General features: G+C 72.7%; 16 protein-coding genes. 5 read left to right on the top strand and 11 right to left on the bottom strand.

What is annotated here, in order from left to right; translation table 11 throughout:
* Positions 1-75: 75 nt before the first annotated feature.
* From ACIGCK_RS11770 to ACIGCK_RS11800, 7 genes are all read right to left on the bottom strand, one after another.
* Entirely contained in the window at positions 76-924 is an 849-nt protein-coding gene (locus ACIGCK_RS11770; protein ID WP_396666307.1) for a metal ABC transporter permease, read from the bottom strand.
* Entirely contained in the window at positions 921-1,742 is an 822-nt protein-coding gene (locus ACIGCK_RS11775) for a metal ABC transporter ATP-binding protein (protein ID WP_396666309.1), read from the bottom strand. Before ACIGCK_RS11775 ends, ACIGCK_RS11770 begins: the two co-directional genes overlap by 4 nt.
* Positions 1,739-2,752, bottom strand: a complete 1,014-nt coding sequence (locus ACIGCK_RS11780) for a metal ABC transporter solute-binding protein, Zn/Mn family (RefSeq protein WP_396666311.1) — start codon at positions 2,750-2,752, stop codon at positions 1,739-1,741. The genes ACIGCK_RS11775 and ACIGCK_RS11780 overlap by 4 nt, the downstream gene beginning before the upstream one ends.
* A gap of 143 nt (positions 2,753-2,895) precedes the next feature.
* Entirely contained in the window at positions 2,896-4,227 is a 1,332-nt protein-coding gene (locus ACIGCK_RS11785) for a dihydrolipoamide acetyltransferase family protein (protein WP_396666313.1), read from the bottom strand.
* Positions 4,228-4,363: 136 nt separating this feature from the next.
* The gene (locus ACIGCK_RS11790; RefSeq protein ID WP_396666314.1) at positions 4,364-5,347 is read right to left on the bottom strand and encodes an alpha-ketoacid dehydrogenase subunit beta; all 984 of its coding nucleotides are present in this window, start codon (positions 5,345-5,347) and stop codon (positions 4,364-4,366) included.
* Positions 5,344-6,474, bottom strand: coding sequence for a thiamine pyrophosphate-dependent dehydrogenase E1 component subunit alpha (locus ACIGCK_RS11795; protein ID WP_396666315.1), 1,131 nt, complete (start codon positions 6,472-6,474; stop codon positions 5,344-5,346). The genes ACIGCK_RS11790 and ACIGCK_RS11795 overlap by 4 nt, the downstream gene beginning before the upstream one ends.
* A 5-nt stretch (positions 6,475-6,479) precedes the next feature.
* A complete protein-coding gene (locus ACIGCK_RS11800; protein WP_396666475.1) occupies positions 6,480-7,541 on the bottom strand; it encodes a histidinol-phosphate transaminase in 1,062 nt (353 codons plus the stop codon).
* A gap of 161 nt (positions 7,542-7,702) precedes the next feature.
* Here ACIGCK_RS11800 and ACIGCK_RS11805 point away from each other — a divergent pair, with 161 nt between their 5' ends.
* Positions 7,703-8,098: a phage holin family protein gene (locus ACIGCK_RS11805; RefSeq protein WP_330170710.1), complete on the top strand. Its 396-nt coding sequence runs from the start codon at positions 7,703-7,705 to the stop codon at positions 8,096-8,098.
* Here ACIGCK_RS11805 and ACIGCK_RS11810 read toward each other — a convergent pair.
* Both ACIGCK_RS11810 and ACIGCK_RS11815 read right to left on the bottom strand, forming a co-directional pair.
* Complete coding sequence (locus ACIGCK_RS11810; RefSeq protein ID WP_396666317.1) at positions 8,067-9,440, bottom strand: hypothetical protein; 1,374 nt, start codon at positions 9,438-9,440, stop codon at positions 8,067-8,069. The two genes, ACIGCK_RS11805 and ACIGCK_RS11810, sit on opposite strands and share 32 nt — an antisense overlap.
* Before the next feature lie 14 nt (positions 9,441-9,454).
* Positions 9,455-9,748: a hypothetical protein gene (locus ACIGCK_RS11815; RefSeq protein WP_330170712.1), complete on the bottom strand. Its 294-nt coding sequence runs from the start codon at positions 9,746-9,748 to the stop codon at positions 9,455-9,457.
* A 118-nt stretch (positions 9,749-9,866) separates the two neighbouring features.
* Between ACIGCK_RS11815 and ACIGCK_RS11820 the strand changes: the two genes are divergently transcribed.
* Both ACIGCK_RS11820 and purB read left to right on the top strand, forming a co-directional pair.
* A complete protein-coding gene (locus ACIGCK_RS11820) occupies positions 9,867-10,421 on the top strand; it encodes a low molecular weight protein-tyrosine-phosphatase (RefSeq protein WP_396666319.1) in 555 nt (184 codons plus the stop codon).
* Entirely contained in the window at positions 10,418-11,788 is a 1,371-nt protein-coding gene (gene purB, locus ACIGCK_RS11825; RefSeq protein ID WP_396666321.1) for an adenylosuccinate lyase, read from the top strand. The genes ACIGCK_RS11820 and purB overlap by 4 nt, the downstream gene beginning before the upstream one ends.
* Here the strand turns inward: purB and ACIGCK_RS11830 are convergent.
* Together ACIGCK_RS11830 and ACIGCK_RS11835 are read right to left on the bottom strand one after the other, a co-directional pair.
* On the bottom strand, positions 11,782-12,105 hold the full coding sequence (locus tag ACIGCK_RS11830) for an amino acid transporter (RefSeq protein ID WP_396666323.1): 324 nt from the start codon (positions 12,103-12,105) through the stop codon (positions 11,782-11,784). The genes purB and ACIGCK_RS11830 overlap by 7 nt on opposite strands.
* Positions 12,102-12,755 carry an acyl-CoA synthetase gene (locus tag ACIGCK_RS11835; RefSeq protein ID WP_396666324.1) on the bottom strand — a complete coding sequence of 218 codons (654 nt, stop codon included), beginning with the start codon at positions 12,753-12,755 and terminating at the stop codon, positions 12,102-12,104. Before ACIGCK_RS11835 ends, ACIGCK_RS11830 begins: the two co-directional genes overlap by 4 nt.
* 104 nt (positions 12,756-12,859) lie before the next feature.
* Here ACIGCK_RS11835 and ACIGCK_RS11840 point away from each other — a divergent pair, with 104 nt between their 5' ends.
* Both ACIGCK_RS11840 and ACIGCK_RS11845 read left to right on the top strand, forming a co-directional pair.
* Positions 12,860-13,393, top strand: coding sequence for an iron chaperone (locus ACIGCK_RS11840; RefSeq protein WP_396666326.1), 534 nt, complete (start codon positions 12,860-12,862; stop codon positions 13,391-13,393).
* A 10-nt stretch (positions 13,394-13,403) separates the two neighbouring features.
* A complete protein-coding gene (locus tag ACIGCK_RS11845; RefSeq protein WP_396666327.1) occupies positions 13,404-14,666 on the top strand; it encodes an NAD(P)/FAD-dependent oxidoreductase in 1,263 nt (420 codons plus the stop codon).
* The last annotated feature ends 4 nt before the right edge of the window (positions 14,667-14,670 follow it).

Here is a 14,670-nt window from a genome sequence, read left to right on the forward strand (position 1 = left end):
TAGGACGGCGCACCTTGGCGGCGGCTGGACCGCCCCGCCCGCCTGCGGCCCGGCGCCGCGGCATCCGCGGGGCTCTCAGGGCGAGCCGCGCCGCGCGCCGACGAGCCGGCAGACCAGGTAGATCGCGAAGGAGATCGTCGTGATGTACGGGCTGACCGGCAGCGTGCCGGCGATCGCGAGCAGGATGCCGCCGACCGCCGAGACGACGCCGAAGACCGCAGCCAGCGCCGGCACAGCAATCGGTCCCGACGCGATCCGCATGGCCGCCGCGGCGGGCGTCACGAGCAGGGCCATCACCAGCAGCGCGCCGATGATGTGCACCGCGACCGCGACGATCAGCCCGAGCAGCAGCATGAACGCGAACGAGACGGCGGTCGTCGGCACTCCTCGCGCGGCAGCCGACTGCGGGTCGAGCGAATCGAACCGCAGCGGGCGCCAGATCATGACGAGCCCCACGAGCACGAAGGCCCCGATCCCGATCAGCCATCCCAGCTGGTCGGACTGCACCGAGACGATCTGCCCCGTGAGGAGGCTGAAGCGGTTGGCCGTGCGGCCGTTGTAGAGCGACAGGAACAGGATGCCCAGGCCCAGTCCGAACGGCATCAGCACGCCGATGATCGAGTTGCGATCGCGGGCCCGGGCTCCGAGCCAGCCGATGATGCCCGCCGCGACGAGCGACCCGACGATCGAGCCCGTCACGACGTCCACGCCGATCAGCAGCGCGGCGGCCGCGCCCGCGAACGACAGCTCGCTGATGCCGTGCACGGCGAAGGCCATGTCCCGCTGCATGATGAAGACGCCGATGAGGCCGCCGACGAGACCGAGGACCGCACCCGCGACGACCGAGTTCGACACGAGCGCGAGGATCTCGCCGTAGTAGGGCAGCCCGCCGAACATCGCCTCCCACACGTCGGCCCAGTTCATGCGTGGTCCCCGGCTTCGTGCTCGTGGTGATGGTGGGAGGCCTCGGCATCCGGGGCCCCGACCACGACGAGGCGGTCGCCCGCCCGGAGCACGAAGACGGGGGCGCCGTACAGATCGGTGAGCACGCGGGAGGTGAGCACCTCGTCGGGCCTGCCGAGCGTGAAGCGGCCGTTCGCGAGGTAGAGGATGCGGTCCACCTTGCCGAGCACGGGGTTGATGTCGTGCGTGACGAAGAGGACCGCGGCATCCTTCTCCCGCCGGTGACGGTCGATGAGCGAGATGACCGACTGCTGGTTGGCGAGGTCGAGGCTCGTCAGCGGCTCATCGCAGAGCAGCAGGCGCGGGTCGTCGGCGAGCGCCTGGCCCGCGCGGAGCCGCTGCTGCTCTCCGCCGGAGAGCTGGCCCACGGGCCGGTCGGCGAACCCGCGGGCATCGACGGCGTCGAGCAGGGCGTCCACGCGCTCGCGATCGGCGCGACGCGGGATGGGAGGCCCGAAGCGATGGCCGCTCACCCCGAGCGCGACGAGGTCACGGCCCCGCAGCGCCGCGTCGCGCGGGAGCGGCCGGGACTGCGGGATGTAGCCGATGCGGCGATTGCCCGGCCGGCGCACGGGTTCACCGAGGGCGGTGATGGCGCCCTCGGTGAGGCGCTCCAGGCCGAGGATCGCGCGCAGGAGCGTGGTCTTGCCGGAGCCGCTCGGGCCGAGCACGGCGACGAACTCGCCCGGCTCGACCGACAGATCGAGGCCCGACCATATCGTGCGCTCGCCGCGCCGCAGCGCCGCACCGGAGATCTCGAGGGGGCGCGCTGAGCTCACTCCGCCAGTGCGCCGGCGAGCGCCTCGATGTTCTCCTGCATCCACGAGATGTAAGTCTGGCCCTCGGGGAGCGTTTCCGTGAATTCGATCACCGGGATGCCGGCGGTCTCGGCGGCATCGATCACCTGCGTCGTCTCCGCCCCGCCCGTCTGCGCGTTGGCGATGACGACGCGGACGTCGCCCGACTCGAGGAGGCCGAGCGCCTCGAGGAGCGTGGCCGGGGGCACGTCCTGGCCCTCTTCGACCGCCTCGCTGAAGGCCTCCGGGGTCACGTTCTCGAGCTCCGCAGCCGAGACGAGGTAGACCGGCACCGGCTCGGTCACGAACACCGCGGCCCCCGCGTTCTCGCTCGCGATGATCGCGAGCGACTCCTCGAGCCCCGCGATCTCGGCGGCGAACTGCTCCGCGTTGGCCAGGAAGGTGTCGGCCTCGGCCGGGACCAGCTCACCGAGCTCCTCGGCGATGTGCTCGGCGACGTGCTCGATCGTGTGCGGGTCGTACCAGACGTGCTCGTTGAAGCCCTCGATGTGGTCGTGACCGGAGTGGTCGTGCCCCTCCTCGGCCGCGTGTTCCTCTTCGGAGTGCTCCTCCTCGGAGTGGTCGTGGGAGTCGCCGCCGTCCTCCCCGGGCCAGTCGTGCGAGGACTCCGCGGCCGTGATCACGTGCGCGTCGGTGCCGCTGGAGTCGATCAGGGCATCGATGAACGAGTCGTATCCGCCCCCGTTCTCGATGATGAGATCGGCGCGCGAGACGGTGAGCTGGTCCTGCGCACTCGGCTCGTAGTCGTGCGGGTCCTGCGCGCCGGAGGTGATGATCGACTCGACGTCGACGCCCTCCACGTCGCCGACGACCTGCTGGGCGATGTCGCCGTAGACGTTGGTCGAGGCGACGACCGTGATCGCGTCGTCGCCGGGGCCGGCGGCATCCGTCCCCCCGGCACAGCCCGCGAGGACGAGCGCCGACGCGGCGGGGAGAGCGAACAGGGGCAGGATGCGGCGGTATCGGGTCACGCCGTCAGCTTATCCTCTAGTGATTATCGTTCTCAACTTAACAGGCTTCCCCCACCCGCTCCCCTGTCACAACACGCTGCCCGCGCGGCGCCGCACCGTCGGAATGCGACAGGTGAGCACGAGGACGCGGGCCCGCGCGCGGGTCAGTCGAGCAGCAGCGCGGGTTCCTCGAGCACCGACGCGACGTCGGCGATGAAGCGCGAGATGCCGTCGCCGTCCACGACGCGGTGGTCGAACGAGCCCGACACGGTCGTCACCCAGCGCGGGCGCACCTCGCCGTCGACGACCCACGGCTTCTGACGGATCGCGCCGAGAGCGACGATCCCGACCTCACCCGGGTTGATGATCGGGGTTCCCGCGTCGACGCCGAACACGCCGATGTTCGTGATCGTGATCGTGCCGCCGCGCTGGTCCTCGGGGCTCGTCTTGCCCTCGCGGGCCGTGAGGGTGAGCTTCTCGAGCGCGCGCGCGAGCTCGCGGGTGTTGAGCGCCTGCGCATCCTTGATGTTCGGCACGAGCAGGCCCCGGGGCGTCGCGGCCGCGATGCCGAGGTTGACGTAGTGGTGCACGCGGATCTGCGCGCCCCCCTCCGCGTCGACCCAGGCCGCGTTGACCATCGGCGTGCGCCGCACCGCCCAGATCACGGCGCGAGCCATGATCAGCAGCGGCGAGACCTTGGTGTCGGCGAAGTCCGGCGAGGCCTTCAGCCGCTTGACGAGCTCCATCGTCCGCGTGGCGTCGACGTCCACCCAGACCGAGACGTGCGGCGCCGTGTACGCGCTGCTGGTCATCGCCGTGGCGGTCGCCTTGCGCACGCCCTTGACGGGGATCGACTCCTCACGCGCGTCGTCCGTCACGCGTGAGGCAGGGGCGGATGCCGCGGGCTCCGCCACGGGAACGGCGATCGTCTCCTCGCGCACGGCCCCCCACTCGGGGGTCTCGATGTTGCGGAACACGCTCGCCTGCGAGGCGTGGCGAACGACGTCCTCGCGGGTGACCTCGCCGGCCGGGCCCGAGGGCTCGACGGACGAGAGCTCGACGCCGAGGTCCTTCGCAAGCTTGCGGATGGGGGGCTTCGCGACGACGCCCACCGACGCGGCGACGGGGCGTTCGGCCTTCTTGCGGCGGCGGGAGCTCACGTGTCCGCCCCCGCCGTAGCCGACGAGCACGGAGCCGCTCTCCTCCGCGGGCTCGGGTGCCGCGGCGGCATCGTCCGGCGCGTCCGCCCCTCCCCGCGCGGCGCCGATCGTGATGATCGGCGCACCCACCTCGACGGTGTCGCCCTCGGAGGCGAGGAGTTCGCCGACGACGCCGGCGAAGGGCGAGGGCAGCTCGACGAGCGACTTCGCGGTCTCGATCTCCACGATCACGTCGTTGACCGCGACCTCGTCGCCGGGCGCGACGCGCCACGAGACGATCTCGGCCTCGGTCAGGCCCTCTCCGACGTCGGGGAGCAGGAAGGTCTGCGTGCTCATCGGTGGATCCTCTCGGGGGTACGTGGACAACATTCCGGAGACACGGGGCTCTGACGGCTGCCGCAGCGCTTCGGCGACGCCCGCAGCACCGTTCTTCCGGAGTGTTGTGTGGCGAGCGGAGTCATCGGTCGATCTCTCAGTAAGCGAGCGTGCGGTCGACGGCCTCGAGGATGCGGTCGGCGTCGGGAAGGTACGCTCCCTCCAGCTTCGCCGCGGGGAAGGGGGTGTCGAACCCCGACACCCGCAGCACGGGCGCCTCGAGCGAGTAGAAGGCGCGCTCCATGACGGTCGCGGCGACCTCGCTGCCGAGGCTCGTGAAGCCGGGTGCCTCCTGCGCGTAGACCATGCGGCCGGTCGAGCGCACCGAGTCGAGGATCGGGCCGTAGTCGACGGGGGAGAGCGAGCGCACGTCGACGACCTCGCAGCTGACGCCCTCCGCCTCGGCGAGTGACGCGGCCTGCAGCAGGGTCGTCACGATGGCCCCGTGCCCGACGAGGGTGACGTCGGTGCCGCGGCGCACGATCCGGCTCGCGTGCAGCGGCAGCGCGCGGGCGCTCGTGTCGACCTCGCCCTTCTGCCAGTAGCGGCTCTTGGGCTCGAGGAAGACCACCGGGTCGTCGCTCGCGATCGCATCCTGGATCATCCAGTAGGCGTCGTTGGGCGTGGACGGGCTCACGACCCGCAGACCGGGCGTGTGCGTGAAGTACGCCTCGGGGCTCTCCTGGTGGTGCTCGACCGCACCGATGTGGCCCCCGTAGGGGATGCGGATCACGACGGGCATGCGCAGCGCGCCCTCGTGGCGGTTGGTCAACTTGGCCAGCTGGGTGGTGATCTGGTCGAAGGCGGGGAACACGAAGCCGTCGAACTGGATCTCGCAGACGGGCCGGAACCCGGCCATCGCGAGGCCGATGGCGGTGCCGACGATCCCGGACTCCGCGAGCGGGGTGTCGATCACCCGGCGGTCGCCGAAGTCGGCCTGCAGGCCCTCCGTGACGCGGAAGACGCCACCCAGGGGACCGATGTCCTCACCCATCAGCAGCACGCGGTCGTTGTCCTCGAGGGCGCGCCGCATGCCGGCGTTGAGGGCGCGGCTGAACGGCATCGTGGTGGGTGCGCTCATCGGCCCGTCTCCTCGAACGACGCCTCGTAGTCGCGCAGCCAACGGCGCTGCTCGTCGATCAGCGGATGCGGCTCGCTGTACACGTGCGCGAACATCGCCTCGTGCGTGGGTACCCCCAGCTCGAGGGTGCGTACGCGGGCATCCTCGGCCACCGCGCGGGAGTGCTCCTCCACGCCGTCGAAGAAGGCGTCGGATGCCCCGCGGCCCCGCAGGTACGCCCGCATGCGCTCGATCGGGTCGCGCAGCGCCCAGGCCTGCTCCTCCTCCGGAGTGCGGTACTTCGTCGGGTCGTCGCTCGTGGTGTGCGCGCCGCGGCGATAGGTCACCGCCTCGATCGCCAGGGGGCCGGCGCCGCCTCGCGCCTCGTCGAGGCTCGCGCGGGTGACCGCGAAGCTCGCCAGCACGTCGTTGCCGTCGATCTGCACGCTCGGCATCCCGTACCCACGCCCGCGATCGACCAGGGGGGCCTTCGACTGCGTCGAGACGGGGACGGAGATCGCCCATTGGTTGTTCTGCAGGAAGAACACCTGCGGGGCGTTGTAGCTGGCGGCGAACACCATCGCCTCGTGCACGTCGCCCTGGCTCGAGGCGCCGTCGCCGTAGTAGACGATGACGGCTTCGTCGCGCTCGGGGTCTCCCGTGCCGCAACGCCCGTCGAACGCGAGCCCCATCCCGAACCCCGCCGCGTGCAGCGTCTGCGACCCCAGCACGAGCGTGTAGATGTGGGTGTTCCCGTTCTTCGGGTCGGTGGGATCCCACCCCCCGTGGGTGAGGCCCTTCATGACGCGGATGATGTCGACGGGGTCCACGCCGCGGATCATGCACACGATGTGCTCGCGGTAGGAGGGGAAGAGGTGATCCTGCCGCCGCGCGGCGTACGCCGACCCCACCTGGGCCGCCTCCTGCCCGAAGCTCGGCGGCCACAGGGCCAGCTGCCCCTGCCGCTGGAGGTTCGTCGCCTCCCTGTCGAAGGCGCGCACGGTCGCCATGTCGCGGTAGAAGCCTTCGAGGTCGGCATCGGTCAGCGCCTCCACCAGCGGGAGGTACCGCTCCGCGGCGGCCGTGGGCGCGAGGGTTCCGTCGGGCGCGAGCACGCGCACGACATCCGGGGCTTCGAGCGGGATCACCTGCCCTACGCTAATGCCCTCGCCGGGTGACCCTCGGGTAGACCCTCCACAACGGATGCCGCGATCCGTATGACGCTGTCGACAGATTCGTCCGCTCCGACCGAGATCCGCACCCCGTCGCCGGCGAACGGACGGACGATGAGACCCGCCTCGTCGAAGCGAGCCGCGACCTGCATCGTCTGCTCGCCCGTGGCGAGCCAGACGAAGTTCCCCTGCGCGTCGGGCACCCGCCATCCGGCCTCCCGCAGGCCCGCCACGAGCCGGTCCCGTCGCTCGACGAGCGCCGCGACGCGCTCACGCAGCGCGGGCTCCACCTCGAGGCTCGCGAGGGCCGCCCGCTCGGCCTGCGCCGTCACCGACAGCGGAATGGCCGTGGCCCGCGCCGCGTCGAGCACGCGGGGATGGCCGATCGCGTAGCCGATGCGCAGTCCCGCGAGCCCGAAGGCCTTGGAGAAGGTTCGCAGCACGACCACCTGCGGGCGGTCGCGATACCCCGCGGGCCCGAGACCGTCGACCGCCTCCGGATCGGTCACGAACTCCGCGTACGCCTCGTCGAGGACGACGAGCAGGTCGGAGGGCAGCGCGGCGAGGAAGGACTCGAACTCGGCGCGGCGCACGGCGGGCCCCGTCGGGTTGTTGGGGCTGCAGACCAGGACGACCCTGGTGCGCGGCGTCACCGCCGCCGCCATCGCCGCGAGGTCGTGCCGCCCGTCGGGCCCGACCGGGACGGTCACGCTCGTCGCGCCCGCGACCGTCACCAGCAGGGGGTAGGCCTCGAAGGAGCGCCACGCGTACAGCACCTCGTCGCCGGCGCCGGCCGTCGCGGCGATCAGCTGGGCCAGGATCGACACCGATCCCGCTGCAACGTGGACCGCCTCGAGGTCGACGCCGTACCGCGCCGCGAGCCGGGCGCGAAGGGCCCCCGCGGTGGCGTCCGGGTACCGGTTGATCTCGGTCGCCGCGGCGATCGCCTCGAGGACGCCGGGCAGCGGCTCGAACGGGTTCTCGTTGCTGGAGAGCTTGTGGGCCGAGGCATCCGCCTGGCGGCCCTGCTTGTAGGTGGGCATCGCCGCGATCTCGGGGCGCACGCGCACCGGCGCGTCGGCGGGGGGCTCTGCGGGGGCGGTCACCCCTCGAGTGTACGAGCGCGGCTCGCCGCGCCGGGGCCGCTGCGCGGGGGCAGGATGCCTCGCGCCGCGCACGCGCCCCGTGCCAGACTTGACGCACCATGCGCTTCATCGTCCGAGTCGTCGTCAACGCGTTTGCGATCTGGGTCGTCACCCTCATCCCCGCGCTCCAGGTGACCGTCACGCCCTTCGCCCCCGGCGAGACGCTGCAGCTCGTGCTGACCCTGCTGCTCGTCGCGGCGATCTTCGCGATCGTCAACAGCGTGCTCGGCACGGTGATCCGCATCGTCGCGATCCCGCTCTACATCCTCACGCTCGGCCTGATCTCGCTCGTCATCAACGGCTTCCTGCTGTGGTTCACGGCGTGGATCACGTCGTTCTTCGGCTTCGGCCTGAGCGTCGGCGACTTCTGGTGGGGCGTGCTCGCGGCACTGATCATCTCGGTGATCAACTGGATCTTCGGCATCATCCTGCGGCCGAAGGAGAAGCGGGACTGAGCGACCCCCTCGCGGCCGAGAAGTCGGTGCGGGTCACCCTCTCGGCATCGCCGAGCCGCTGCCAGAGGCGTTCGATCTCGGCCAGCCGGGGATCGGCGGATGCCTCGACGAGTCGCGCCGTCTCGACGTAGGCCTCCATGTGGTGCGCCGGCAGCGTCGCGTCCCCGAGGTGCGGCAGGGGGTCGACGACCCGGCTCACCTGCACGCTGCCCGACGAGCCCTGGGCGGCGACGGGGGCCGGCCCGGCGAGCGCGGCGACCGGGTCGTCGGCGTGCCGGACGTCTATCGCGAGCACATCGGGCGCGACCTCCGCGGGGACCGGCGACCCGAAGGTGATGAGGGTGCGCACACCGGGGTCGGCGCCGGCCAGCGCGACGCCGATCATGGCCCCCTGCGAGTGCGTCGCCAGGTGCACCGCCTCGCCCGGGGCGACGCCTGCGGCATCCATCGCGGCCCGGACCGCGTCGACCGACGCCGCCCCCTCACCGCTGTAGAGCTGCAGGTTCGAGCGCATGTCGAACGGGTCGGCGCCCCCCAGCCTCGCGCTCTGGGTGCCGGCGACGTACACCATCCACTCCCGCCGCCCTCCCGGCAGGTCGTAGCGCTCCACCCTCACGCGGGCCGCGTCGCCGCCCGGGATGCGGCGCGCGGCGGCGGCCAGGCCGGTGGGCGGCCGGGCCGGCGCCGTCCACGCGGGTGCGACGGTGGCGGCCCGCGGCGACGGCGGGACGGCGCGAGGCGCAGCCGTCCCGCGCGCGGACGTGTGGAGGGCGATCGCGCCCCGCAGCGCCGCCATCGCCGCCCCCGCCCACAGCGCGCCGCCGATCCCGCCGGCGAGCGCCGCGACGAACCCCACCTGCGCCTCGAGCGAGCGGGGCGTGCGCCCGGCGAGCTCGATGCGCGCGCGGGCCAGGGCATGCCACGCGGCATCCGCGTCGGCGATCTGCTCGTCGCCCAGCAGCCGGCGGGCGAGCACGACGATGCGTTCTTCGATGCCCTCCCGGGTTCGCGAGCCGTCACCCGCGTCTCCCGCCGAGAGCCACTGCGCCCGCAGCTCCGCCAGCTCGTACGTGTCGGCGGCCGTGCGCAGGTCGCCGCCGAGCTCGTCCAGCCGGTCGGCGGCGGTGGAGAGCCGTCTCGCGGCGTCGCCGCACCGGTGGGCGAGACCACGCGCCTCCGGCACGGCCCACGCGTCGAACAGCGCCTCCCCGGCGCGGGCGACCCGCTCGGCCGCGCCGCGGATCCCCTCCGCGTCGACGGCGACTCGCGCCGCCGCCCGGCGGAGGCTCGCCGTGTCCACCTGCACGACGGCGCCCGAGGTGATCGTGATCTCGTCGCCCATGGACCGCGCGCCCGTCAGCGCACCGCGTCCACGGCGGCGGCCAGCCGTCGCCGCAGCATCCCGATGTCGGCGGCCACCTCATCCGCCACCGCGGCACCCGCCGCCATCCCCTCCTCCGCGCGCCGCGCGGCATCGACGAACGCACGTCCGGCGGGGCTCTCCCACGCCACCTCGGCCGGGAGACCGTGCACGGCGGCGACCAGCTCGCCGACGGTGGCCAGCGCGTCATCCGCCAGCCGTTCCGCCACGCCCAGCGCGGCGAGCGCGCGCTGCGCGGAGGCGGGATCGAGGGGGTAGGAGGCGAGCACGCTCCCAGCGTTCCGGAGCGTCGGAGCCGCACTCGCGTGCCGCCCCTCCGGGCGGGGTCGTGAAGCCGCGACGGGATCTGGGGAGGAGGGATCGACCCGCGCCGCTGCCGTTGGCACAATGGGCGACATGTCGCGACCCGATGACTCCTCGGCGTTCCGCGTCGTCTTCGTCTGCACCGGAAACATCTGCCGCTCGCCCATGGCCGATGTCGTCTTCCGGCAGATGGCGGATGCCGCGGGCCTGTCCTCGCGCGTCGCGTCGACCAGTGCGGCGACCGGCGACTGGCATGTGGGCGAGCAGGCGGACCACCGCACGCTCGCCGCACTGGAGCGCCAGGGCTACGACGGTCGCACCCATCGTGCGCGGCAGTTCACCCTCGAGTCGTTCGCCGCGAACGACCTCGTGGTGGCGCTGGACCGCAGCCACGAGCGGATCCTGCGCGGCTGGGCGCCCAGCGAGGAGGATGCCGGCAAGGTGGCGCTGCTGATGTCCTTCGAACCCCGGCCCCACACGCTCGACGTGCCCGACCCCTACTACGCGAGGCCCGCGATGTTCGACGACGTGCTCGGTATGATCGAGAGCGCGACCCGGTCTCTCTTGCGCCAGCTGGAGCCCGCGCTCCGCTCGGGGTCGCGATCCCCTTTCCTCACCCCGCCCGGAGCTCTGTCTTGACGTCGCTGCCCTTCCAGCCGCTCAGCCCCCTCGATGGCCGGTACCGCCCCGCGGTCGCCCCGCTGTCCGAACACCTCTCGGAGGCCGGCCTCAACCGCGCCCGGGTCGAGGTGGAGGTCGAGTGGATCATCGCTCTCACCGATCGCTCGCTGTTCGGCACCTCACCGCTGCCCGAGGAGAGCAAGCTCGCGCTGCGCGCCCTCTACCTCGCGTTCGGTCAGCAGGAGATCGACTGGCTCGCCGAGCGCGAAGCGGTCACCCGCCACGACGTGAAGGCCGTCGAGTACCTGGTCCGCGATCGTCTGTCCTCGCTCGGTCTCGACGCGATCGCCGAGCTGACGCACTTCGGCTGCACGAGCGAGGACATCAACTCGCTCGCCTACGCGCTCACCGTCAAGCGGGCCGCGCTCGAGGTCTGGCTGCCGGCCCTCCGCGCCGTCATCGACCGCGTCGCCGCGCTCGCCGACGAGCACCGCGACGCCGCCATGCTCTCGCGCACCCACGGTCAGCCCGCGACCCCCACCACGATGGGCAAGGAGCTCGCGGTGTTCGCGGGGCGCCTCCGCCGCGTCGCCGACCAGGTCGCGGCATCCGAGTTCCTCGGCAAGTTCTCCGGCGCCACCGGCACGTGGTCGGCGCACGTCGCTGCGGCGCCCGAGGTGGCATGGCCGACCGTCGCCCGGGAGTTCGTCGAGTCGCTGGGGCTCGGCTTCAACCCGCTCACGACGCAGATCGAGTCGCACGACTGGCAGGTGGAGCTGTACGACCGCATCCGTCACGCGGGCGGCATCCTCCACAACCTCGCCACCGACGTGTGGACCTACATCTCGCTCGGCTACTTCACGCAGATCCCCGTCGCGGGCGCCACCGGCTCGTCGACGATGCCGCACAAGATCAACCCGATCCGGTTCGAGAACGCCGAGGCCAACCTCGAGATCGCGGGCGCCCTGCTCGCGTCGCTGTCGACGACGCTCGTCACGAGCCGCCTGCAGCGCGACCTCACCGACTCCTCGACGCAGCGGAACATCGGCGTCGCGTTCGGGCACTCGCTGCTCGCGCTCGACAACCTGCACCGCGGGCTCGGCGAGATCTCGCTCGCGGAGGACGCGCTGCTGGCCGACCTCGACGCCAACTGGGAGGTGCTCGGCGAGGCGATCCAGACCGTCGTGCGCGCCGAGGTCGTCGCGGGCCGCTCGCGGATCAGCGACCCCTACGCCCTCCTGAAGGAGCTCACGCGCGGCCGCCGCGTCGGCGCGGACGACCTCGCCGCGTTCGTGCAGACCCTCGAGATCGGCGACGACGCCAAGGCGCGCCTGCTCGCTCTCACCCCCGCGACCTACACGGGGCTGGCGACCGAGCTCTACTGAGCGCGGGGGGATGCCGCTGCATCCCCGTCGCCGGAGTCGTCCGCAGGCTCGTCCGGCAGCAGCACGGGGCGGTCGACGGGCCGCTCCACCTGCGCGGGGTCGACCGCGAGGAGCAGCAGCGAGAGCCCGAGCAGCACGCCGATGAACGTCACGCCGGCGACGACGAGCGCGAGCGGAAGCACGCTCGTGCCGCCGCCGGTCTGGAAGCCGCCCGCGGAGAAGAACGTGACGAGGCCCGCGAAGACGGCGCACGCGAAGGCGATGCCCAGCAGCTGAACGGGGCGCATCAGGGCGCGGCGGGTGGGTCGGTCGCTCATGCGGTGCCCTCCTCGGGCGCGGGGGCCGCGGCATCCGCCTCACCGGCGGCCTTCGGGCGGGGGGAGAAGGCGGCGATCGCGAGGTAGACCGCCACGATGGCGGCGTACCCGCCGAACACGCCGACGGCGATCGTCGTCCCGGTCAGGGTGAAGGTGCCCGCTTCGTCGATCGTGTACTCGAGCACGTACTGCGCCGGGATCACGAGCATCGCGGCGCCCAGGACGAGGGTGAGGATGCCGACGGTCACGGCATCCCGCGCCTGTCCGCGCCGCGCGGCGTCGGCCCGGCGCTCGCGGAGCCCGGAGAGGAGCTCCACCGCGCCCGACATGAACGCCCACGCGATGACGAGGACGAAGAAGGTCGTGCTCGTGCGCCAGGGGCCGATCCCGGCGATCATTCCGGCGATGACCGCGACCGCCCCGAGCGACAGCGGCGCCCACCGCCTGCCGGCGGGATAGGTCAGCCACGCCGCGAGGAAGAACACGATCGCCGTGAGGATGCCGAACCCGCTGAACACCGAGAGGCCGACCGCCGCGGAGTGATCGGGGGAGAACGTGATCATCAGCGCCGCGATCGCCGCGGCACCGGCGCGGGCCAGCTGCACGTGGTGCACGGCGAAGCGCTCGGCGGGGACGGACGGGCTTGACACGACGGAACCTTGCGTAGACGAGGGGATGCCTCCAGTCTAGGTCGTGCCGCGGGGATGGCTCCGGCGGTGGGCGGCGAAGGCCGTCCCCCGGAGCACCCGTGCGGGTGCGCGCGAACCGCGACCCGCCGGAGAACCTCATCCGCGCGGGCGAGATCGCCCGAGGAGGAATCATGGCGGGGAACGGATCGGCCCAGGACGGCTTCAGCGACGCCGAACGCGCCGCGATGAAGGAGAGGGCCGCCGAGTTGCGTGCCCAGCGCGGCGGAGCGAAGAAGGCCGATCAGGCGCAGGCGGTGCAGGACAAGATCGCCGAGATGCCGGACGAGGAGCGTGCGCTCGCGGAGAGGGTGCACGCGATCGTGGTGATGAACGCGCCTCAGCTGGATCCCAAGCTCTGGTACGGCATGCCCGCGTATGCGAAGGACGGCGCGGTGGTGTGCTTCTTCCAGGCGGCCACCAAGTTCGACAGCCGGTACTGCACCGTCGGTTTCAACGATGCCGCCGCGCTCGATGACGGCCCGATGTGGCCGACCACGTTCGCGCTCACGGCGATGACGCCGGAGACCGAGGCGCGGCTGGTCGAGCTCGTGCGCCGAGCGGTGGGCACCCCCGCGCCGAGCGAGGAGCCGGGCACCTAGGCTCGGTGGCGTGGAGCAGCACGACGTCATCGTGATCGGCGCGGGGCTGGCGGGCCTGCGCGCCGCGACCCGGCTCGCGCTCGACGGGCTCGACGTGATGGTGCTCGAGGCCTCGGATGCTGTGGGCGGGCGCCAGCGCACCGACCGCGTCGACGGCTTCCTGCTCGACCGCGGCTTCCACGTGCTGAACCCCGCCTACCCCGCCGTGCGACGGTGGGTCGACGTCGAACCGCTGCGCGTGCGCCGGTTTCCCGTGGCGGTGCGGGTGCGCTGCGCCGGCGGGGTGCGCGAGCTCGCACACCCCCTCCGTCATCCCTCGCACCTCGTCGCGACGCTGCGGAGCGGCCTCGTGACACCGCGGGATGCCGCGATCCTCGCCCGCTGGCTCGCTCCGGTGCTGCTGCGGCCGCAGGCCGTCGCCCGCGGTGACGACCGCACCCTCGCCGAGGCCTGGACGGCGCTCGGCCTGCGCTCGCCCCTGCGCACCGAGGTGCTCGAACCGTTCCTGGCCGGTGTGCTGGCCGACGATTCGGGGGAGACCTCCGACGCGTTCGCCCGGCTGCTGCTGCGGTCGTTCGTGCTCGGCCGCCCGGGGGTGCCCGAGCACGGCATCGGGGCGGTGCCGCTGCAGCTCGCCGCGATCGCACGGGCGATCGGGGCACGCATCCGCGTCGACGCCCGCGTCACCGGCATGCGGCGCACGGACCGATCGACGGAGGTGGCGATCGCGGGAGCACCCGCCCTCGAGGCGCGAGCGATCGTCGTCGCCGTCGGCGGCGAGGCACTGCCGGGCCTTGTCGACCTGCCCGCCGCGCCCACGAAGGGCCTGCAGACGTGGTGGTTCGCGAGCGAACAGCCACCCTCGGCATCCGCCTCGCTCTCGGTGGACGGCCGCCGACGGGGACCGATCGTGAACACGGTCGTCATGTCGCACACGGCTCCCGGCTACGCGCCCGAGGAGATGCATCTGGTGCAGGCGACGTGTCTGCTGCCGGGAGGGGAACGGGCGGCGCCCGCGGAGGGCGACGTGCGGCGGCAACTCACGGAGATCTGGGGTCGCGACGCCGGATCGTGGCGGCTGCTGCGACGGGACGACATCCCCCACGCCCTCCCCGCACAGCCGGCGCCGCTGCGGCCCGCCAAGCCGGCCCGTCTGTCTCCGGGGCTGTACGTGGCGGGCGATCACCGCGACACCGCCTCGATCCAGGGCGCGCTCGTGTCGGGGGAGCGGGTGGCCCGAGCGGTCGCGGGCGACCTGCGGCGGGGACGCTGAGCGC

The sequence above is a fragment of the Microbacterium sp. NPDC078428 genome (assembly GCF_044542535.1).
In the GTDB taxonomy this organism is placed as follows: Bacteria; Actinomycetota; Actinomycetes; order Actinomycetales; family Microbacteriaceae; genus Microbacterium; species Microbacterium limosum.

Excerpts from the sequence above, each read along its gene's own strand:
- ACIGCK_RS11785 (WP_396666313.1), bottom strand. The coding sequence starts at position 4,227 with ATGAGCACGCAGACCTTCCTGCTCCCCGACGTCGGAGAGGGCCTGACC.
- ACIGCK_RS11830 (WP_396666323.1), bottom strand. The coding sequence starts at position 12,105 with ATGAGCGACCGACCCACCCGCCGCGCCCTGATGCGCCCCGTTCAGCTG.
- ACIGCK_RS11810 (WP_396666317.1), bottom strand. The coding sequence starts at position 9,440 with ATGGGCGACGAGATCACGATCACCTCGGGCGCCGTCGTGCAGGTGGAC.
- ACIGCK_RS11805 (WP_330170710.1), top strand. The coding sequence starts at position 7,703 with ATGCGCTTCATCGTCCGAGTCGTCGTCAACGCGTTTGCGATCTGGGTC.
- ACIGCK_RS11790 (WP_396666314.1), bottom strand. The coding sequence starts at position 5,347 with ATGAGCGCACCCACCACGATGCCGTTCAGCCGCGCCCTCAACGCCGGC.
- ACIGCK_RS11800 (WP_396666475.1), bottom strand. The coding sequence starts at position 7,541 with ATGCCCACCTACAAGCAGGGCCGCCAGGCGGATGCCTCGGCCCACAAG.
- ACIGCK_RS11820 (WP_396666319.1), top strand. The coding sequence starts at position 9,867 with ATGGGCGACATGTCGCGACCCGATGACTCCTCGGCGTTCCGCGTCGTC.
- ACIGCK_RS11770 (WP_396666307.1), bottom strand. The coding sequence starts at position 924 with ATGAACTGGGCCGACGTGTGGGAGGCGATGTTCGGCGGGCTGCCCTAC.